The organism is Kitasatospora sp. NPDC058218 (genome assembly GCF_042882445.1).
Classification (GTDB): Bacteria; Actinomycetota; Actinomycetes; order Streptomycetales; family Streptomycetaceae; genus Kitasatospora.
This window is the reverse complement of sequence record NZ_JBHVWC010000006.1, coordinates 78,783-98,378: the sequence shown is the minus strand read 5'-3', so window position 1 is coordinate 98,378 and position 19,596 is coordinate 78,783. Positions and strand designations below refer to the sequence as shown.

Below are 19,596 nucleotides of genomic sequence, written 5' to 3'. Positions count from 1 at the left end.
ACGCGGGCGCCGCCGTCGGGCCTGTCTTCGTCTGGAACCTCGGTACGAACCGCTACACGGTGGTGTCTCCTTCGAGGTGGGTGCGGCGGGCGGCGGCCCGGGGCGGTATCAGGGCCGGCCGAGGTGAAGCTGGTGGATGCGCTCGAAGCTGTACCAGCCCTCCTTGGGGCGCTGGAGCCCCCGGACCAGCCACACGCTGGAGACGGTGGCGCTGGTGCGGATGCCCGGCCAGATCGAGCGGCCGAGATCTACAGCACGTCCGGGGTCCAGTGGATCTCGCCGGGATAGACGTGGGCGCCGGGGGAGAGGACGCGGGTGCCGTAGTCGACGTCGGGGGCGACGACCCAGCCGACGCCGCTGTAGGCGGTGGGGTTGGGGGTGCGGGCGACGGCGCACTGGGCGGTGTCGGTGGTCAGGGTCTGGCCTGGCGGGACTGTCAGAATCTGGAAGTCCGCCGCTCCGGCTCCGGGGCAGGTGCGGAAGTCGGAGGTCTTGGCGGTGTACTTGAGTCTGGCCTTGACCGTCGCCGGTTCGGTGTCGCGGTTGGTGATCTCCAGGGCGAAGGAGACCCGGTCGGCCTGGACCCACGTGCACACCCGCCATTTGACGGAGCCCGGTCCGAAGTTGGGCGGGCTGCAGCGGCTGTCCGGGCCGAGGGAGTCCTTCTCCAGGCCGGGCTGCTCGGAGGGGGTGGCGGGCTTGAGTCGGGCGGGGCCGTCGGAGGCGGGGCCGGTCGGCAGCACGGGGGCGCTCGCCGCGGCGGTCGGGAGGGTGTCGGCGGACGCCGAGCCCGGCGCGGACGTGGCGCGCACGATGGGCCAGGCGACCGCGACGACGATCGCACACACGCCGACGCCGACGGCCAGTCGCGTCCACCTGCTGGCCAGGGCTCGGCGCCGGGCCCCTGGCGGGTCCGAAGGCACGGGGGTGTCCGGCAAATCTGCCGGCACGGTCCCGGCGACCAGCCCGCCGTCGGAGGCAGCGGTCGGATCGGGTGTGACGGTGGGCGTGGTGGGTGCCGGGCCGGGCTGTGCCGCCTGCGGTGGGTCGGCCGGGACGGGCTCGGCGGGGTCCGGGTTCAGTTCGGCCTGGAGGCGCAGTAGGCGGGCGTCCCATTCGGCGGCGGCGGCCTCGGCCGTCGCACGATCGGACTTCGCGTACCGGTGACAGGCGAGGACGAAGGCGCGCACGACCTCCGGGGACGGCAGCCGATCGCCCCGGGCCGCGTTCGAGAGTGTCGTACTTGAGTACGACCTCTCCCCCCGGGAGCGGGCGGAGGCAGCCTCCAGCTGAACGTAGGTCGGGTTTCCGCATCTTCTGCGGACCTCCCGCAGGCCGATCGCGAACACCGCGAGCGGCCCGTCCTCGGGATTGATCGGACGCTCCTGACGCCCTTGCCTGCTGGTCAACCCGCTCTCCCTCATCCGGTTTTGATGACCCTTTGATTAGCGCGGGCACCAGTGTGGCGGGTCATCAGGCGGTCCACCAACCTTCCGTCAACGAGCTGCCGAGTGGCCCCGGCCGGGGCATCGCCGGAGCAGTTCGACGACTGGAAGGAAGTCCCCCGATGGTGGACCCCAGGATGATCCGCAGCGCCGCCGCCAGGGCGGCCGCGTGCCTGGCGGGCGCGCTCGCGCTGCTTGCCGGCGGAGCCGTCACTGCCCCGGTTGACGCGCAGGCCGCCGCCCCGCTCGGGCGGGTGTGCATGTTCGAGGCCCCCGACGGCGCGTTCGGCCTCGGGCACGCCGCCTTCGCGGTGAAGGTCCGCGGCGAGGCGAACCACTGGATCTACGGCTCGTTCGGCAGCACCAACGACACCCCGAAGGCGGGCTGGATCAAGGGCGGAACGTGGGAGCAGGCCCGCGTCCACTTCACCGACGTCCGCGACCGGGACCACAACGGCGCCCGGTACTACACCCGCTACCGGTGCGTGAACACCAGGGACGGCGACGTGAAGCGCGCCCAGTCCTGGTACGGCGCCGTCAAGGGTCGCGGCTACGACGCCGCCCTCAACAACTGCCTGCACATGTCGATGGCCGTCTTCAAGGGCTACAGCGAAGTCCTGCGCAACGATCCCCGACTGCCCAGCGCCACCAAGCAGTTCCCCAACGACTACTTCGAGAAGGTCCTGCCCGCCGCGCACTGGGAGGCCCCGCACAGCCTCTGACCGACACACCGCCCCGGGGGCCGGACCGCACGCCGGCCCCTGGGGCCCACGCCGCCCTTCCAGAGACGAGGACACCCCATGGACACCTCCCCCCGCCCAGCCCACAACCCCATCGGCATCCCTGACCCGCCGATGCACATCCCGCCGCCCCCGTACCCCCCACTGCCTCCCGCACCACCGACCATCGCGGCCGCCATGCCCGGGCAGGTGCGCACCGCCCGCCTCGTGCTGTTCGTCCACGCCGGCTTGATGCCGCTGCTCGCCTTGGCCCAGCTCGTCCGCGCCCAGGCGGCGCGCGACTCCCTCTCCCCGCACGGCGGCCCGGGCTCGTGGATGGCCCCGGTCGTCGACGACGCCCGGCACGTGGCCGACGCCCAGATCCTCTCCGCGCAGTCCGCCCTCGTCTGGGCGATTCTGTACGCCGCCGTCGGCACCGCCCTCGCCGTCCGCCTCGCCCGCGGCGGCAGGGCCTGGCGCATCGGCGCGATCGTCTACGGCGCCTGGCACGGCCTCGGCGGCCTCTTCGCGCTCGCCCTCGCCAACGGCGACAGCCCGACCCCGCCGATCCTGACCGCCCTGGCCCAGATCGCCGCCGGCATCGCCCTGCTCGCCCTGCTCACTCACAAGGACAGCACCGCTTGGTCCGCCCGCACCCGCTGACCGCCCCACTCCCCGGTCCGGGCCGCCCCAACCGGGCCGGCCCCGGCCGCGGCCCCTGAGAGAAGCCCCGCTACCCGGCCCGGTGCCGCCCGCCCTGGCGGGGTGGGACACGGACCACTCGAACACGGCCCGGGCAGCCGCGTACAGCTGCGCTCCGATGTCCTCGGGGCTCTCGCACTGCGAGGCGGCGGCGACGGTGGCGACGAACTCTGCGGTCAGGTCGGTGTACACGGCGATAATCAGAGCGTTCTTGTTCTTGAAGTACCGGTACAGTGCCGCCGGTGTCACGCCGACGGCGCGGGCAACAGCGGACAGGCTCAGCCCGTTCGGACCGTGTTCGGCGATGAGCCGGCGTGCCTGTGAGCGCGCCTCGTTCTCGAGTTCAGCCCGAAGCCGCTGACGGCGCGACGGCGCGGTGGTCCCGCCCTGCGGTGCCGCTGCTTCCTTCATCCTGCCCTCCGCTCAGGTCACCCGGTTGCTCACCGAGCCCTCCCACCGACCGCTGATCGGCGGATTCGGAGCGGCGGGGCTGTGCGGTACGGGCATAGCGAGCAAGGTTGACCGCAGCGGGATGCGCTACGTCGCGGTAGCCGGCGATCGGCAATCAGGAGCAGGACGGTGCTTCGACTGAGGCTCGAAGCGGAGGGGCCAGGCTGAGTCGCGCCGACCCTCAGTCCATGACCGCCAGGAGCGCATCGTGACCGATGACCAGAGCAGCGCCAGGGTGTTCCCGTTCCGACGGGCCTGCCCGTTCGACCTCCCGATAGAGTACGCCCGGCTCCGCGAGGACGGTGAAGTGCCGCGGATCCCGCTGGCCGCCGGGGGCCACGCCTGGCTGGTGACCCGTTACGAGGACGTCAAGGCCGCTCTGGCCGACGACCGGCTCAGCAACGACCGCACCCAGGCCGGGTACCCGTCGCCGGTCCCGATCCCGCCCGCCATGCGCACCAACGGCTCGATCCTGGGCATGGATGCGCCCGAGCACACCGTGTACCGGAAGATGGTCAAGGCGGAGTTCACCCTGCAGCGCGTGAACTCCATGGCCCCCCGGGTCCAGCAGCTGATCGACGAGCACCTCGACCGGTTCATCGCCGGGGGAGGACCCGCCGATCTGGTGTCGGGCTTTGCGAAGCCGTTGACGCTGGCCGTGATCGGCGAGCTGCTGGCGATCCCGACCGAGGACCTGGACTCGCTCCACAAGGCCACCCAGGACATGTTCAACGGGGCCCGCACCAAGGAGGAGCGGCACGCCGCGATCACCTTCCTCGACACCTACTTCGAGAACTTCATCGCCGGCAAGTTCCGTTCCCCCCGAAACGACATGATGAGCCGGGTTATCAGCAAGAACCCCCAGCTGACCCAAACCGAGGCGGTCCACCTGGCGCGGCTGCTGCTGAACGGCGGTCACGACAGCACCGCGAGTATGATCTCGCTCGGCTTGCTGACCCTGCTGCAGCACCCGGAGCAGTACAAGGCGCTGAGCGAGGACCCGTCGCTGGCCGAGAACGTCGTTGAGGAGCTGCTGCGCTACCTCACCGTCACCGACCTGGCGACCGCCCGGGTCGCCGCCCGGGAGCTGACGATCGGCGACAGCACGATCCCGGTGGGCGACGGCATCTACCCGTCCACGGCCTCGGCCAACCGCGACCCCGAGATGTTCGAGGACCCGGAGGCCTTCCGGCCCTCGCGGCCCGACGTCCGCAAGCACGTCGCGTTTGGGTTCGGTCGGCACCTGTGCCTCGGGGCCGACCTGGCCCGGCTGGAGCTCCAGCACGTGTTCGCCACGATCGCCCGACGACTGCCCGACCTGCGGCTGGCCGTCCCGGCGAAGGACGTGCAGGTCCTGGACGGCGGCTTCGTCTACCGTCTTGCCGCGCTGCCCCTGGCGTGGTGACGGTACCCCCCCGGACGCTCCCTCGTACGGCCGCGGTAGCAGGCCGTCCCGCAATCGAACAGAGGTAACCACCATGGCGCGAGCTCTCATCATCGGCGGCGGCATCGCCGGCCCCGTCACCGCGATGGCCCTCCAGAAGGCAGGCTTCGACACGACCATCTACGAGGCCTACGACCGCAGCGCGGACGGGGTCGGGTCGTTCATGAACATCGCCCCCAACGGGCTGGACGCACTCGCCTGCCTCGGCCTGTCCGACCTGGTGCGCGGGGTCGGCTTCGACACCCCCGCGATGGCCTTCTACCGGCACGACGGCCGGCGGCTGACCGGCGACATCGCCTTCGACCGGGTCCGGGGCACCGGCAACACCACGGTCGAGCGTTCCGACCTGTACATCGCCCTGCGCACCGAGGCCGAGCGCCGAGGCATCCCGATCGAGTACGGCAAGCGCGTCACCGACGCCGAGCGGATCGGCCGGACGGTGGTCGCGACCTTCGCCGACGGCACCCGGGCCGAGGGCGACGTGCTGATCGGTGCGGACGGCCTCCACTCGCGGGTCCGGGACATCATCGACCCGGCTGCGGTGAAGCCGCGCTACGTCGGCGTGCTGAACGCCTGGGGCTACCTGCCGAACCACCCCACCGACGAGGCACCCGGGGTCATCCGGATGTTCTTCGGCAAGAAGTGCTTCTTCATGTACACCCAGGCGCCCAGCGGGGAGCTCCGCTGGTACGCCAACCCGGTCAGGGCCGAGCGCCCGGACCCGAAGTCGCTGCGCGGCGGCCCGGCCTGGCGGGACGAGATGGCGTCGATGTTCGAGCGGGACCGCTCCCCGGTCGCCGACATCATCCGGGCCACCCAGGACATCCCCGCCCCCTTCCTCAACTGTGACCTGCCCTCGCTCGCCCGCTGGCACCACGACGGCATGGTGGTCATCGGGGATGCGGCCCACGCGGCCTCGCCGACCTCCGGCTCGGGTGCGTCGATTGCGATGGAGGACGCCGTGGTGCTCGCGAAGTGCTTGCGCGACCAGCCCACCGTTGAAAAGGCGTTCCGGGCTTTCGAGGCCGCCCGCCGTGCCCGCGTCGAGGCCGTCGTCGCCCAGGGCAAGCGCAACATCGAGGGCAACCTGCTCGGGTCGTTCCGCGGCGCGATGCGTGACTACTTCATCGCCCGGACGTACAAGAAGCCGCAGACCGACGGCAAGCGGACGCTCTGGATGCACGAGCACCACATCGACTGGGAAGGCCCGGTCACGGTCGGCGCCGCTACCGCCGCCTGACGACGCCCACCGCCCGACCCGACCGGCTCGAGTGCCCCGTGACCGCCAGCACCCAGGCGGCCACGCGGCGTTTCGCTCACCCGGACGTCATCTAGCTCGTCCGTTCCGTCATTCACCCGGACGGGTGAGGTCCGCGACCGCTGGGGCGATGGAGGACTGCAGGTGTCAACCATCAGGGACATGCTGGCGGCATGAGCACGATCGCCCCCTTCCGGGTCAACGTCCCCGAAGCCGACCTCGACGACCTCCGCCACCGCCTGGCCAGGACCCGTTGGCCGGACGAGCTGCCCGACGCCGACTGGTCGTACGGCATCAGCAGGGACTACCTGGTCGAGCTGGTCGACTACTGGCGCGGCGGCTACGACTGGCGGTTGCACGAGTCGCGGCTCAACCGGATTCCGCAGTTCACCACCGAGATCGACGGGCAGAACGTGCACTTCCTGCACGCCCGTTCCCCGGAGCCGGACGCGACCCCACTCCTGATCACGCACGGGTGGCCCAGCACTGTCTACGACTTCCTGGACGTTCTGGGCCCGTTGACCGATCCTGCGGCGCATGGCGGCGATCCGGCGGATGCCTTCCACGTGGTGGCCCCGTCCGTCCCGGGCTTCGCCTTCTCCGGGCCGACCGGGGAGCGCGGTTGGGGGATCCGCCGGGTCGCCCGGGCCTGGGCAGAGCTGATGGAGCGGCTCGGTTACCACCGCTACGGCGCGCAGGGCGGGGACTTCGGCAGCCTGGTTGCCCCGGAGCTCGGCCGGATCGCACCCGACCGGGTGCTCGGCGTGCACGTCAACGCGCTGGTGGGCGCGGCCATGCCGACCTCCGGTGAGGACCGGGAGGCACTCTCCGAGGGCGAACTCGAACAGGGACGGCGCAACGCCGCCTGGTGGCAGCGGCGCTCGGGCTACGCCACCCAGATGAGCACCCGGCCGCAAACCCTGGCGTACGCGCTGAACGACTCTCCGGCTGGCCAACTCGCCTGGAACCTGGAGTGGTTCGTCGACTGGGACCCGAGTACCAGCAAGCAGACCCCGATCGGTCGCGACGCGGTGCTGACCGACGTCTCGATCTTCTGGCTGACCGGCACGGCCGGCTCCGCCGCCCGGATCTACCTTGAGATGGCCCCGGAGGCCTGGGGCGCCCGCCCGGAGCAGGGCCCGGTTCCCACCGGGGTGGCCGTGTTCTCCGGGGACAGGGCCATCCGCTCACTGGCGGAGCGGTCGAACCGCGTGACCCGGTGGTCGGAGTACGCCAACGGCGGCCACTTCGCCTCGCTCCAGGCCCCGGACGAGCTTGTGGAGGACGTCCGGGCGTTCTTCCGCCCGCTTCGCGATTGACCACGGACATGCCGAAGGGCCCGGTGCTTACCGGGCCCTTCCTGCCGTCCCCGGGGGAAGGACGGGTCACATGTCCGCGGTCACTTCTCCGCGGTGGTGGCTGCCGGCTTCTTGGCGGCCCCCCAGTTCCTCGCCGCGGCGAGGGCCTCCGGGGAAACCCCCGGTACGGCTAGGCCGGCAAGGGCGCCGACCAGCGGGTAGACCGCCGCGATCAGGAAGGCGGTGCTGTAACCGTCGGCCGAGGCGCCCGGGGTGAGGCTGTTGGTGTAGCCGGCGACGACCGCTGCCAGGACGCTCAGCCACAGCGCGCCACCGACCTGTCGGCTCGCGTTCAGCAGACCGGACACCAGACCGGCCTGGGTGTAGGGGACCTTGGCAGTGCCGGCCATGGTCACGGTCGAGGACACCATGCCCTGGCCAGCGCCGAACACCAGCGAGGGGCCGAGCAGGTCGCTCACGAAGCCTCCGTCGCCGACGACCGCGGACAGCCACAGCAGGGAGGCCATCGACAGGATGCTGCCCGTGACCAAGACCGGCTTGGGGCCGAACTTGTTGATCAGGCTCGGCGCCAAGCCGCGGGCGGTGGCCACGATGCCCAGGGAGAGCGGCAGGTAGGCGAGGCCGGTCTCCAGCGAGCCGTAGCCGTAGACGAACTGCATGAGCAGGGTGAACAGGAACAGCACGCCGACCAGCGCCGCGCTGGTGGTGAAGTTGACGATGTTGGCGGCGGAGACCGAGCGGTTGGCGAAGATGGACAGTGGCACCAGCGGCTGCTTGGCGAACTTGGCCTCGTTCACCACGAAGAGGACCAACAGGGCGATGCCGACGGCCAGCGACACGATGGTCGTGGCGGAGTCCCAGCCCTTCTCGTGGGACTCGACGATCCCGTAGACCACGGCCATGAGACCGCCGGTGACGAGCACGGCGCCGATGCTGTCGATCCGGCGGTCGGCGTTCTCGTTGCGCGACTCGGGAACGGCCGTCAGCAGAAGGGCCATCAGCAGGATGCCGATCGGGACGTTCACCAGGAAGATCCAGCGCCAGGACAGCCACTGGGTGACCACGCCGCCGAGCAGGGCGCCGATCGCACCGCCGCCCGCCGCGACCGCGCTCCAGGTGCCGAAGGCCTTGGCCTTGCCCATCGGGTCGGTGTAGGTGGTGAACAAGACGGTCAGGGTCGCCGGCGCCAGCACGGCGCCGCCGAGGCCCTGGAGGCCGCGGGAGATCAGCAGTGTCGTCGGGTCGACCGCCACACCGGCGACCAGGCTGGCCAGGGTGAACAGGGCGAGGCCGACGGCGAAGACCCGGCGCCGGCCGAAGAGGTCCGCCAGGCGGCCGCCGAGGAGCAGGAAACCGGCGAAAACGATCGTGTAGGCGTTGATCACCCACTGGAGGGTGTTGGGCGCGAGGTCAAGGTCCTCCTGGATGGGCCGGAGGGCGACGTTCACGATCGAGGCGTCCAGTACCACCATGAACTGGCCGACACAGCAGGCCAGTAGGACCAGTCCTAGGCGCGTTCCGGCCTTTCCGGCCGGTTCCACAGAAGTCGTCATCGGATGGGATCACTCCAAGAATCTGTCGCTGCCAACGGCGAGGGCCACACCGGAGCGGACTCGTCGCCCGGCGCCTCACATCTGCACGTCAAGAACCGTAGAAGGCCTATAGGACAGGTAGGGTCCTCAATAGGGCGGCCAAGATCAGGTGATCAGTAGATCTGTATTTAGGACCTATCCTGTCCGTCAACGACGATAGTGTTGCGGCATGCGGGAGACCTCTTCACGACTCCTGAGGTTGCTGTCGTTACTGCAGACGCGCCGGGAGTGGACCGGCGCGGAACTCGCGGAACGCCTCGACGTCACCACGCGCACACTGCGGCGGGACATCGACAGGTTGCGGAATCTCGGATACCCAATCAACGCTCGAATCGGCGTCGGTGGCGGTTACCAGCTCGGCGCCGGCGCGGAGATGCCTCCCCTCCTACTCGACGATGAGGAGGCACTGGCCGTGGCGTTCGGGCTCCAGTCCGGTGCCACCGGTCCGGTCATCGGGATCACCGAGCCCTCGTTGCGCGCGCTCGCAAAGCTGCGTCAGGTGATGCCCTCCCGTCTCCAGCGGCGTTTGGACGCCTTCCAGATCGAGGTCGTGGACCGGCCCCAGGCAGAGTCCGCGGTCTCCGCCACGGACCTCGCCAGTGTCGCCTCGGCCTGCCACGCGCGGGAGCGCCTGCGCTTCGACTACCAGGCCCGCAACGGCGATTCGACGCGGCGGGAGGTGGAGCCGTGCCGGCTGGTCCGGGCTGACTCCCGCTGGTACCTGGTCGCCTGGGATCTCGGTCGCGACGACTGGCGATCCTTCCGGGTCGACCGTATGGCGCTGCGCCCCCCCGCCGGACCGCGGTTCCAGCCGCGAACGCCGCCCGAGGGCGGCGCGACCTCCTTCGTGGTGGACGGTTTCCGGCGCGCGTTCAGCCAGGCCAGCGGCCGAGTGCAACTGGACGCCCCGATCGAGCAGGTGGCGGACAAAGTACCCGCCCGCTGGGGCGTGGTGGAAGCCGAGGGACCGGACAGCTGCACGGCGGTGCTGCACGGCGAGTCGATGTCCGCGATTGCGCGGTGGCTCGGCACCTTCGACGTCCCGTTCAGGGTCCTCGGCCCCGCCGAGCTACGTGAGGCCTGCCGCCAAGTAGCCGCACACCACGCTTTGTTGGCGGCACGTTACGCCGACGCCTAATCAAAAGAACCAGTACCACCAGCAGCCCGAGGGGAACCCTGGCATGGCCATCATGACCGACCGTGCGCTGAACCGTGCCACGCTCCAGCGCCAATACCTCCTGGAGTCCTCCGACATGGCGCCGCTCCAGATGATCGAGCATCTGGTCGGCATGCAGGCACAAGCGCCGTACCCGCCATACACCGGCCTCTGGACGCGGCTGCGCGAGTTCACCCACGACGAACTGGGCGGGCTGCTCCAGGATCGGTCGGCCGTCCGGATCCTGCTGTACCGCGGCACCATCCACCTGGTCAGCGCGGCGGACTGCCTCGCGCTGCGGCCGGTGGTACAGCGGGTGATCGACCGGATGTACGTGCCCGCCCGGACCGTCGCCGCCACCGGCGACCCCGAGACGATCGCCCGGCACGGCGTCGAGATCCTGAAAAAGGAGCCGCTTACCCCCAAGGAGCTGGGCGACGCCCTCACCGAGCGATTCCCGAATGCGGTCCCGCGACAGCTCGGGGACGTCGCCCGTGCCAAGCTCGCCCTGGTGCAGACGCCGCCGCGTGCGGTGTGGGGCATCGGCGGGGTGACCAGGTACGCCACTGCCGAGTCCTGGCTCGGTGCGCCGCTGAAGGCCGCGTCGCTGCCCTCGGTGATCCGCCGCTACCTTGCCGCGTTCGGCCCGGCGACCGTCCAGGACGTCCAGGCCTGGTGCGGGCTGACCAGGCTGCGGGAGGTGACGGACTCGATGGGCGACCTGTTGCGACTGCGCGGCGAGCGGGGCGCTGAACTGCTCGATCTGCCGGACGCGCCCCGCCCCGGCGCCGACGTCCCGGCACCGGTACGGTTCCTGCCGGACTTCGACAACGTCGTCCTCTCGTACGCCGACCGCAGCCGGATCGTCCCTGAGCAGCACCGCGGCCACCTGTTCCTGAAGAACGGAATCGTGCCCGGCTCCGTCCTGGTCGACGGCATGGTCGCCGGGACGTGGCGGGCCGACGCCGGGGTGGTCACGATCACCCTGCTGGAGAGGATCGGCGCCGCGGACGAGGTGGCGCTGCTGGTCACCGGTGAGCGGCTCGCCCGCTTCCTCGCACCGTCGAACGCGGACGTGGACGTCCGCTTCGCCAAGTAGCGGGCGAGGCGTCACATCACATCATGCGATCAGGCCGCGCGGTCCTGCCGCACCAGTCGGGCGCGGATCAGCCAGGAGCCGCCGTCCCGCACCAGGACGTCCTCGCAGATCGTGCTCGACCGCAAGGCGGGACCGTCGGCCTCGGTGATCTGGAAGACCAGCGCGTAGCTGCGCACCGTCGTCGTGCCGTCGTCCTCGGGAGTGAGGTCGGACATCCCGAGCCAGTGGCGGCGGGCGATGCTCTGTTCGCGGAGCTGCTCGACCGTCCGGGATGCCCCGGCGACGATCTCCTGGCGGCCGCGTGCCGGGACGGGGTGGGAGTCGACGGTGAAGGTGCCGTCCTCCGTGAAGAAGGCCGCCCACTCCTCGATCCGGCCGGCGTCCAGCAGCTGCATGTGATGGGCGTAGAACTGCTCCACGGAAGCCCGCAGGTCGGCGTCGACCGCAATCTTGTCGCCAGTCATTCCTTCGCTCCTCCAATCGGTGCCGAGCGGGGAGCCCGGCTGGGTTTCGAGACTCCCTCAGGCGCTTCGAGGCTCGATCGAGAGCGTCATGGAGCGGGGTGGCTCGATCTGACGGCCCAGCAGGACGTCCTGCTGGATCCGGCGCAGCTCGCTGCACGGGGCGAGCCCGAGGTCCTCCGAGAGCACCCGGTGCGTCCGGGCGTAGGCCTCCAGAGCGTCGTGCCTGCGCCCGACCCGGGCCAGGGTGAAGACCAGGAGGCTGTGGTACCACTCGTTGTAGGGGTGCTCGACGATCAGCGAGCGCAGTTCGGCGACCATCTGGTGGTGCCTGCCGAGCCGGAGGTCCGCCTCGATCCGCAGGTTGAGCGCGTGGATGCGCTGCTCCTCCAGGGCGGCGACGTAGCCTTCGAGTACCGGCCCGACCTCCACGTTGGCCAGCGGTGGGCCGGACCAGAGGTCCAGGGCTTCCCGGAGTTTGACGGAGGCCAGGTCAGGCCGGTTGGCCTCCATGAGGGTGTGTGCTCCAGCTGTGAGACGCTCGAAGCGGAAGACGTCGATCTCGTCCGGCGCGGCCAGCAGGCTGTAGCCGGGCGCCTTGGTGACGAGGACGTCCTTCCCGGTCCCGCCGGCCGCTTCGTCGATGAGCCGGCGGAGCTGGTACACGTACGTCTGCGCCGTGGTGGCGCCGCTGCGCGGGGGCTGGTCGTTCCAAAGCTCCTTGATGATCGTGTCCAGCGAGACCACGTGGTTGGCCCGCACGACCAGCAGCGCGAGGGTGGCGAGGGCGCGGGGCGCCGTGGGGGTGCAGGGATGGTGGCCGCGCGTGGCTTCGAGCGGCCCGAGGATCCTGTACTGAAGCATGGTCAACTGCCCTTCGAACGAGTGCACGACAGTCCTGAATATAGGAAGGCGCGAGCCTCGACCACGCTCTCGTGAACCCAACAACATTCCCGGCACTCCACCGGTTACCGCGTCGGCCCGAACGGTTCGACGCAGTATCTTTCGGATCGTCGTCCGGGAGCTGATTGACATTCAGGGTACGGCGACCCGGGTGCAGTCGCCGTGGGCGGCGGTGTCCGATCACCTCCGCGCCCGGAAGCGCCGCCCGTCCCGCAGTCGCTCCCAGAGCTCCCGCTCCTCGGCGGTGGGCGGCCGGTCGCCGCAGAGCCGCTCGGGGTGGCCGGGCGGCGGCCCGTCCGGCGGCTTTGCGGGCGGGTCGAAAGGGGTGATCGGAGGAATGTGGAGCGCGCCGTACAGTACGACGGCGTGCCACACCGACCTCAGGATCCGGGTGAGGAGGTGCGCGAAGGGGTTCGGAACGGCGTTCGTTCCGCTGGGCAAGTCTGTCATGACCATATCCAAATATGCGCCCGGGAGCCTGGCCCGGCCCTGTGGGTGTTCACCCCAGGCGGAAGCGGTTGATCGCGGACAGGTGCCGGGCGCGCAGCTCCGCGTCCGTGACGCCGAGGCCCTCGTCCGGGGCCAGGGCCAGGACGCCGACCTTTCCGCGGTGGACGTTGCGATGGACGTCGTGGACCGCCTGAGCGGCGTCCTCCAGACGGTACGTCCGGCTCAGCGTGGGGTGGACGATGCCGCGGCGGACCAGTTCGTTGGCCTGCCAGGACTCCCGGTAGTTGGCGAAGTGCGAGCCGACGATGCGCTTCAGGTGCATCCACAGGTAGCGGTTGTCGAACTCGTGCCGGTAGCCGCTGGTGGAGGCGCAGGTGACCACGGTGCCGCCCCTGCGGGCCACGTACACGCTCGCGCCGAAGGTCTCCCGGCCCGGGTGCTCGAAGACGATGTCCGGGTCCCGGCCGTCGGTGAGCTCGCGGATCCGCGCGCCCAGCCGCTTCCACTCGGACGGGTCCTGGGTCTCCTCGTCCCGCCAGAAACGGTAGCCCTCGCCGGTCTCCGACGATCGGTCGATGACCAGCTCGGCCCCCATCTCCCGGCAGATCTCCGCCTTGTCCGGGCCGGACACCACGCAGACCGGGGTGGCGCCGGAGGCAAGCGCCAGCTGCGTCGCGTACGAGCCGAGCCCGCCGCCGGCACCCCAGATCAGTACGACGTCACCGAGCTTCATTCCGGCGCCGTTGCGGGAGACCAGCTGCCGGTACGCGGTGCTGTGCACCAGACCGGGCGCGGCGGCCTCCTCCCAGGTCAGGTGGGCCGACTTGGGCATCAATTGATTGCTCTTCACCACGGCTAGCTCGGCGAGTCCACCGAAGTTGGTCTCGAACCCCCAGATCCGCTGCTCGGGATCGAGCAGGGTGTCGTCGTGGCCGTCGGGGTGCTCCAGCTCGACGGAAAGGCAGTGCGCGACCACCTCGTCCCCGGGCTTCCAGGCCTGCACACCCGGGCCGGTGCGCAGCACCACCCCGGCCAGGTCGGAGCCGAGCACGTGGTACGGCAGGTCGTGGCGGCGGGCGAGCGGCGAGGTGCGCCCGTAGCGCTCCAGAAAGCGGAAGGTGGGGAAGGGCTCGAAGATCGAACTCCACACCGTGTTGAAGTTCACCGAACTGGCCATCACCGCCACCAGGGCCTCGCCCGGGCCGAGTTCGGGGACGGGCACCTCCTCGATGTGCAGGCTCTTGCGCGGGTCCTTGTCCCGGTGTGCCACGCCCTCGAACAGGTCGACCTCGTCGCGGTGGACGGTCACCGCGCGGTAGTGGTCCGGGACCGGCAGCGCGGCGAAGGCTTCGGGGGACCGGAGTCCGGAAAGTACGGCGTCGCGGATGTCGTCCACGGTCAGGCTCCTCGGGTGTCGTTGGCGAACCGGTCGGTGGCGGGCCGGCCGGCCACCGACCGAGGATGGGACAGGACGCGCAGGACGGCCGCAGACCAGGCGAACGAGCCGCCCGCGCTGACCAGGACGCACAGCTGCCCGGGAACGAGCGCCCCGGTGGAGGCGAGCCGATCCAGCCCCGCGATCTGGTCCCCCGCGCCGAGGTGGCCGATTCCGTTGCCCCAGGACCAGGTGGTTCTGGCCGGGTCGATGTTCAGCGGCTCGAAGAACTGGAAGGTCATCTTGGGGCGGCCGAGGTTGGGCAGGACGAACCACCGGACATCGCTGTGCTCCACCCCCGCCTCCTTCAACGCCCGCTGGTACGCGTCGAGCTGGCCCGCCTGGATCCGTTCCAGCAGCGGGCCGGCGCCGTACTCCTTCATCAGGAGGGCGCGCTGCTCCTCGACGCTGATCGGGGCCCGCGTCGCCAGCGGCGCGCACGCGAACGGGTCGGCGCCCCGGCCCATGCCTTCCAGCTCCGGCGCGGAGACGGTGACCAGACTCAGCACCTGGGCGAAGCCCTGGTGGGCGGACAGCACCAGGGCCGTGCCGCCGTCACCACAGACCGTGCCGGGGTCGGTGTCGAAGCGGTCGAAGCCCGGGAGGCAGAACCGGTCGCCGGTGGTGATCAGGACGGACCTGCGGGCCGGATCGGCCTTCAGGTAGCTCGCGCCGAGCTCCAGGGCGGCCATGCCACCGTTGGAGAGCTGGCGTACCTCCGCGGAGAAGCAGTCGTTGCCGACCGCGATCCGCTGGACGTACGAAGCCGGCGCCCAGAGGTCGTGCCCCTGGAAGTAGGTGCTGGCGTGCAGCACCAGATCGATCTCCTCCGGGTGGGCGATCGCCCGCCGGGCGGCCCGGGCCGCCATCTCCGGGCCTGAGTCGGTGGACACGCACACCGCCCGAACTCCGTTGCGGCGGGCAGCCCGCGCGTCGTAGAGCCCCGCTTCCACCGCGGCATTGACAGCCATGGACGGCGGGAGATCAACCCCGGTACCGGACACGAAGAGGTTGTCAGCCCTCACCGCTTCTCCTCTCGAGTGACGGACAGGTCCTGGCCGGAGTGTGCGCGGGGCTGGTCGCGACGGGATCCAGGATCGACGGAGGTCACGGCGTTCGAAGCATCCTCGTACGAGGCTTGAACCCTTCCCCGTGCAATGCCGTCAACGCGACGAAAGGCGGAGGGATGGCCACACCGACCGAGGAACGCCCGCTTCGGGTCGCTCTGCTGTTCCCGGGCCAGGGGGCACAGCACCCCCGGATGGCAGCGGGGCTGTACGGCGAATCCGAGGTCTTCACGAAGGCCATGGACGAGGCCTTCGGAATGCTCGGCGAGGCCGGAACGGGAATCCGGGCCGAATGGTTGTCGGAGCAACCGTCCGACAACTACGACGATGTGTCGGTAGCCCAGCCGCTGCTCTACGCCGTCGACCTGGCGCTCGGCCGGATGGTTCTCGACTGGGGCGTGCAGCCGGTCGCGATGCTGGGACACAGCGTCGGCGAACTCGCGGCCGCGACGCTCGCCGGGGTGCTCTCCGCCGAGGACGGGTTCCGGCTCATGCGCGACCGCACCCGCTGCTTCACGGGCACCCCGGACGGCGGGATGCTCGCGGTCGCGACCTCACTGGACGGGGTCCGCGACCTCCTCGGCACCGACGTCCATCTGGCCGCGGTCAACGCGGCCCGACAACTGCTGTTGGCCGGGGAGCGCGAGCCGCTCGACCGGGCCGCCGGGGTGCTCCGCGGCCGGGGCGTGGTGTGCCGGGACGTCCGTGCCCGGCAGGCCTTCCACAGCCCGGTGGTGGACGGCGCAGCCGCCGCGTCGCTGCCGCAGTGGCGGGCCACCGCGCTGGGGCCGGCGCGGATCACCGTCTACTCCGCCTACACCCAGGGCGTGCTGGCCGAACCCCATGTCATCGACCCGGGGTTCTGGGCCCGCCAGGCCGCCGAGCCGGTGATGTTCGCGCCCACCCTGGACCGGCTTCTCACCGACCACGACTGTCTGCTCCTGGAAGCTGGGCCGGGCAACAGCCTGAGCATGCTCGCCCGCCGCCACCCGACGGTGGTGCGTGGCCGCAGCCGGGTCCTGCCGCTGCTGCCCGACCGGCAGCGGGGCGATCTCGCTGACCTGGAGTCGGTCCGCTCTGCCCGCCACGCCGTCACCGGCACGCCCCGCCGTGCGCCGAAGTCCTGACCCGGTGCCCCCGCCCCGCTTCAAGCCCCCAACGGAGGACTCCATGTCCCGAGACCAGCAGCGACCGCAGACCCCGGCCGACGGCCCGGTCGCGGTCGTCGGTCTGGCGTGCCGGTTCCCCGGCGCTGCCGACCGTCACGAGTTCTGGCGACTGCTCGTAGAGGGACGGGACGCGGTCGCACCGGGCACCGGCTCCCGGGTAGGGCGCCGACCGGGTGGGTACCTGGAGGACACCGACCTCTTCGACGCCGAACTCTTCGGGGTCTCCGCCCACGAGGCCGCCGCGGCGGACCCCCAGCAGCGGCTGCTCCTGGAGCTGTGCTGGGACGCACTCCAGGACGCCCGGATCGCCCCGGACTCCCTGCACGGCACGGACACCGGTGTGTTCGTCGGCTCCTGCTCGGACGAGCACACCTTCCTGACCCGCACCGCCGGAGCCGAAGCCCTGTCCGCGTACACCCTCACGGGCACCGGCCGGGCCTTCCTGGCGAACCGGGTCTCGTACGTCTTCGGCCTGCACGGGCCGTCCCTGCTCACTGACACCGGGCAGTCGTCCTCGCTGGTCGCGGTCCACCAGGCGGCGCGTAGCGTGCGCGACGGCGAGTGCGACCTCGCCCTGGTCGGCGGGGTCCAGCTCAACCCGACCGCCGAGGGGGACGCGGTGATCGAGGCGCTCGGCGCGCTGTCGCCCACCGGGCGGTGCCGGACCTTCGACTCCCGGGCCGACGGCATCGCCCGCGGGGAGGGTGCCGCGGTGATCGTGCTCAAACCGCTCGACCGGGCCGTCGCCGACGGCGACCGCGTCTACTGCGTCATCCGCGGCAGTGCCGTCAACAACGACGGCCGCGGCGCCGGGCTCACCGCCCCGGGCCGACAGGCCCAGGAGCGGGTCCTCGGTGCGGCGTACCGCCGGGCGGGGGTGGAGCCGCGCGAGGTCGGATACGTCGAGCTGCACGGCACCGGCACCCCGGCGGGCGATCCGGTGGAGGCCGCGGCCCTGGGCGCGGTCGTCGGCGTAGGGCGGCCGGCCGACCGGCCGCTGCTGGTGGGCTCGGTGAAGACCAACATCGGCCACCTGGAGGGCGCGGCCGGAATGGCCGGGCTGGTGAAGACCGCCCTGGGTCTGCTCCACGGACAGGTGCCCGCGAGCCTGCACTACCAGCAGCCCAACCCTGCCATCGACCCGGATGCGCTCGGGCTCGCGGTCTGCCGCCGGACCACCCCGTGGCCGTCCGGCCGTCGCCTGGCCGGCGTCTCCTCCTTCGGCCTCGGCGGCACCAACTGCCACGTCGTACTCGAAGGCCCGCCGGAGCTCCCGGCCCCGGCGAAGCAGCTCGCAGAGCAGCCGACAGGGCACCCGGCGCCCGCGGGCGTGGTTCCGCTGGTGCTGTCCGGCCACACATCCGCCGCGCTGCGAGACCAGGCCCGGCGCCTGGCGGTCCGCGTCGAGGCCGGCCCCGCGACGGACACCGCCGCGCTGGCCCTCACCTTGGCCACGACCAGGGCCGAGCTGCGCCACCGTGCCGCCGTCGTCGGCACCGACCGGGCGGAACTGGCCGCCGGGCTGCGCGCGGTGGCCGACGGCGAGTCCTCGGACGCGGTGTTCCAGGGCCTGCGCGGCAGCGGCGGCACCGCCTTCCTGTTGCCCGGCCAGGGCATGCAGCGGACCGGGATGGGCCGCGAACTCCACCAGAGCTACCCGGTGTTCGCGCGGGCCTTCGACGAGATAGCCGAGGCCTCGGCGCCGATCATCCGGGCGGACCTGCGCGAGGTCGTCTGGCACCGCGAGGACCTGCTGGACCGGCTGGAGTACGCCCAGCCGGCGTTGTTCGCGCTGGAGGTCGCCCTCTACCGGCTGCTGGAGTCCTGGGGCATCGTCCCGGCCCTGCTGGTCGGGCACTCGCAGGGCGAGATCACGGCCGCGCACCTGGCCGGGGTGCTGTCGGTGGAGGACGCCGCCCGCTTTGTCGCGGAGCGCGGCAGGCTGATCTCCGAACTGCCCCCCGGCGGGGCGATGGTAGCCCTGCAGGCCGTCGAGGACGAGGTGCTCACCGTACTCGCCGACCGGCCGGGGCTGGTCGGGGTGGCCGCCGTGAACAGTCCCCGCTCGCTGGTCGTCTCGGGCGAGGAGCGAGCCGTACTGGAGGTCTCCGAGTACTTCGCCGCGTTGGGCCGACGGGTGCGCCGGCTGCGGATCAGCCGGGCCGGGCACTCACCGCTGATGGCCCCGATTCAGGACGAACTCCGTGCGGTCGCGGCGGCGATGACGTTCCGCCAACCCACCGGACCGACGGTCGTCTCGGCCGTCACCGGGGAACCGGCGCGGCCCGAGGAACTACGCAGTCCCGAGTACTGGGCGCACCACCTCTGCGCCACCGTCCGCTTCGGCCGGGCCGTCCGCACCGCGCACGAGGTGGGCGCGCGGTTCTTCGCCGAGGTCGGACCGGGACACGGACTCACCACCATGGCCGAGGAGGTCGCCGGGACGGGCCCGGAGGTCTTCACCGCGCCACTGTCCACCGCCGACGAACTGCGCGGCACCGCCGAACTGGCCGCCGTTGCTCATGTGTTCGGCTGCCCGGTGGACTGGCGTGGCTACCACGGCGCGGAGGTGTCCCTCGTTGACCTGCCCGGCTACGCCTTCCAGCGCCGCCCGTACCGGCTGGGCGCCGTCACCCCGCGTCCGGCTCCCGAGCCGGCGGCCGCCCCGGCCGTCACCGACCCGGCGGAGCTGGTGCTCCACCACACTCTGGAGGCGCTCGGCCACCGAACCGACGGGCAGCTCGACCCGGAACGGTCCTTCAACGACATGGGCCTCGACTCCCGCTCTGGCCTGCTCCTGCGCAACCGGCTGGCCCAGGCGCTGGGCATCCCGCTCCCGGCCACCCTCCTGTTCGACCACCCCACCCCGGCCCGGCTGATCGAAGCCCTCGGGTCGGGATCCACCCGCTAGGCGTCTACGCACCAGA

16 protein-coding genes and 1 pseudogene are annotated in these 19,596 nt (G+C 71.4%); 9 read left to right on the top strand and 8 right to left on the bottom strand.

Annotated elements, in window-relative coordinates; all coding sequences use genetic code 11:
- Positions 1-248 precede the first annotated feature (248 nt).
- Positions 249-1,409 (bottom strand): hypothetical protein, encoded by a 1,161-nt coding sequence (locus ACFVYI_RS05430; protein WP_387881811.1) that lies wholly within the window; start codon positions 1,407-1,409, stop codon positions 249-251.
- Between the two features lie 158 nt (positions 1,410-1,567).
- On the opposite strand from ACFVYI_RS05430, the gene ACFVYI_RS05425 reads away from it, so the two are divergent.
- Complete coding sequence (locus ACFVYI_RS05425; RefSeq protein WP_387881810.1) at positions 1,568-2,167, top strand: hypothetical protein; 600 nt, start codon at positions 1,568-1,570, stop codon at positions 2,165-2,167.
- Between the two features lie 78 nt (positions 2,168-2,245).
- Positions 2,246-2,827 (top strand): hypothetical protein, encoded by a 582-nt coding sequence (locus tag ACFVYI_RS05420; RefSeq protein WP_387881809.1) that lies wholly within the window; start codon positions 2,246-2,248, stop codon positions 2,825-2,827.
- Between the two features lie 240 nt (positions 2,828-3,067).
- On the opposite strand, the pseudogene ACFVYI_RS05415 reads toward ACFVYI_RS05420, so the two are convergent.
- Positions 3,068-3,277, bottom strand: a pseudogene (locus ACFVYI_RS05415) (helix-turn-helix domain-containing protein); the annotation flags it as partial.
- Positions 3,278-3,524: 247 nt separating this feature from the next.
- Here ACFVYI_RS05415 and ACFVYI_RS05410 point away from each other — a divergent pair.
- The 3 genes from ACFVYI_RS05410 (at position 3,525) to ACFVYI_RS05400 (ending at position 7,337) form a co-directional block, all read left to right on the top strand.
- Positions 3,525-4,721, top strand: coding sequence for a cytochrome P450 (locus ACFVYI_RS05410; RefSeq protein ID WP_387881808.1), 1,197 nt, complete (start codon positions 3,525-3,527; stop codon positions 4,719-4,721).
- A 73-nt stretch (positions 4,722-4,794) separates the two neighbouring features.
- Positions 4,795-6,000: an FAD-dependent oxidoreductase gene (locus tag ACFVYI_RS05405; RefSeq protein WP_387881807.1), complete on the top strand. Its 1,206-nt coding sequence runs from the start codon at positions 4,795-4,797 to the stop codon at positions 5,998-6,000.
- A 191-nt stretch (positions 6,001-6,191) separates the two neighbouring features.
- On the top strand, positions 6,192-7,337 hold the full coding sequence (locus ACFVYI_RS05400) for an epoxide hydrolase family protein (RefSeq protein ID WP_387881806.1): 1,146 nt from the start codon (positions 6,192-6,194) through the stop codon (positions 7,335-7,337).
- A gap of 80 nt (positions 7,338-7,417) precedes the next feature.
- Here the strand turns inward: ACFVYI_RS05400 and ACFVYI_RS05395 are convergent, their stop codons facing one another.
- Positions 7,418-8,890: an MFS transporter gene (locus tag ACFVYI_RS05395; protein WP_387881805.1), complete on the bottom strand. Its 1,473-nt coding sequence runs from the start codon at positions 8,888-8,890 to the stop codon at positions 7,418-7,420.
- Between the two features lie 208 nt (positions 8,891-9,098).
- On the opposite strand from ACFVYI_RS05395, the gene ACFVYI_RS05390 reads away from it, so the two are divergent.
- Positions 9,099-10,067: a helix-turn-helix transcriptional regulator gene (locus tag ACFVYI_RS05390; RefSeq protein WP_387881804.1), complete on the top strand. Its 969-nt coding sequence runs from the start codon at positions 9,099-9,101 to the stop codon at positions 10,065-10,067.
- Positions 10,068-10,110: 43 nt separating this feature from the next.
- Positions 10,111-11,184 (top strand): winged helix DNA-binding domain-containing protein, encoded by a 1,074-nt coding sequence (locus ACFVYI_RS05385; protein ID WP_387881803.1) that lies wholly within the window; start codon positions 10,111-10,113, stop codon positions 11,182-11,184.
- Positions 11,185-11,213: 29 nt separating this feature from the next.
- Here the strand turns inward: ACFVYI_RS05385 and ACFVYI_RS05380 are convergent, their stop codons facing one another.
- The 5 genes from ACFVYI_RS05380 to ACFVYI_RS05360 form a co-directional block, all read right to left on the bottom strand.
- A complete protein-coding gene (locus tag ACFVYI_RS05380; protein ID WP_387881802.1) occupies positions 11,214-11,648 on the bottom strand; it encodes a nuclear transport factor 2 family protein in 435 nt (144 codons plus the stop codon).
- A 57-nt stretch (positions 11,649-11,705) separates the two neighbouring features.
- Complete coding sequence (locus ACFVYI_RS05375) at positions 11,706-12,509, bottom strand: BTAD domain-containing putative transcriptional regulator (protein WP_387881801.1); 804 nt, start codon at positions 12,507-12,509, stop codon at positions 11,706-11,708.
- Positions 12,510-12,728: 219 nt separating this feature from the next.
- Entirely contained in the window at positions 12,729-12,998 is a 270-nt protein-coding gene (locus ACFVYI_RS05370; RefSeq protein ID WP_387881800.1) for a DUF6059 family protein, read from the bottom strand.
- A gap of 49 nt (positions 12,999-13,047) precedes the next feature.
- Positions 13,048-14,394: a crotonyl-CoA carboxylase/reductase gene (ccrA, locus tag ACFVYI_RS05365; RefSeq protein ID WP_387881799.1), complete on the bottom strand. Its 1,347-nt coding sequence runs from the start codon at positions 14,392-14,394 to the stop codon at positions 13,048-13,050.
- Positions 14,395-14,396: 2 nt separating this feature from the next.
- A complete protein-coding gene (locus ACFVYI_RS05360; RefSeq protein ID WP_387881798.1) occupies positions 14,397-15,326 on the bottom strand; it encodes a ketoacyl-ACP synthase III family protein in 930 nt (309 codons plus the stop codon).
- Positions 15,327-15,619: 293 nt separating this feature from the next.
- Between ACFVYI_RS05360 and ACFVYI_RS05355 the strand changes: the two genes are divergently transcribed.
- Together ACFVYI_RS05355 and ACFVYI_RS05350 are read left to right on the top strand one after the other, a co-directional pair.
- Positions 15,620-16,627, top strand: a complete 1,008-nt coding sequence (locus ACFVYI_RS05355) for an acyltransferase domain-containing protein (RefSeq protein ID WP_387881797.1) — start codon at positions 15,620-15,622, stop codon at positions 16,625-16,627.
- Positions 16,628-16,670: 43 nt separating this feature from the next.
- The gene (locus ACFVYI_RS05350; RefSeq protein WP_387881796.1) at positions 16,671-19,580 is read left to right on the top strand and encodes a type I polyketide synthase; all 2,910 of its coding nucleotides are present in this window, start codon (positions 16,671-16,673) and stop codon (positions 19,578-19,580) included.
- The last annotated feature ends 16 nt before the right edge of the window (positions 19,581-19,596 follow it).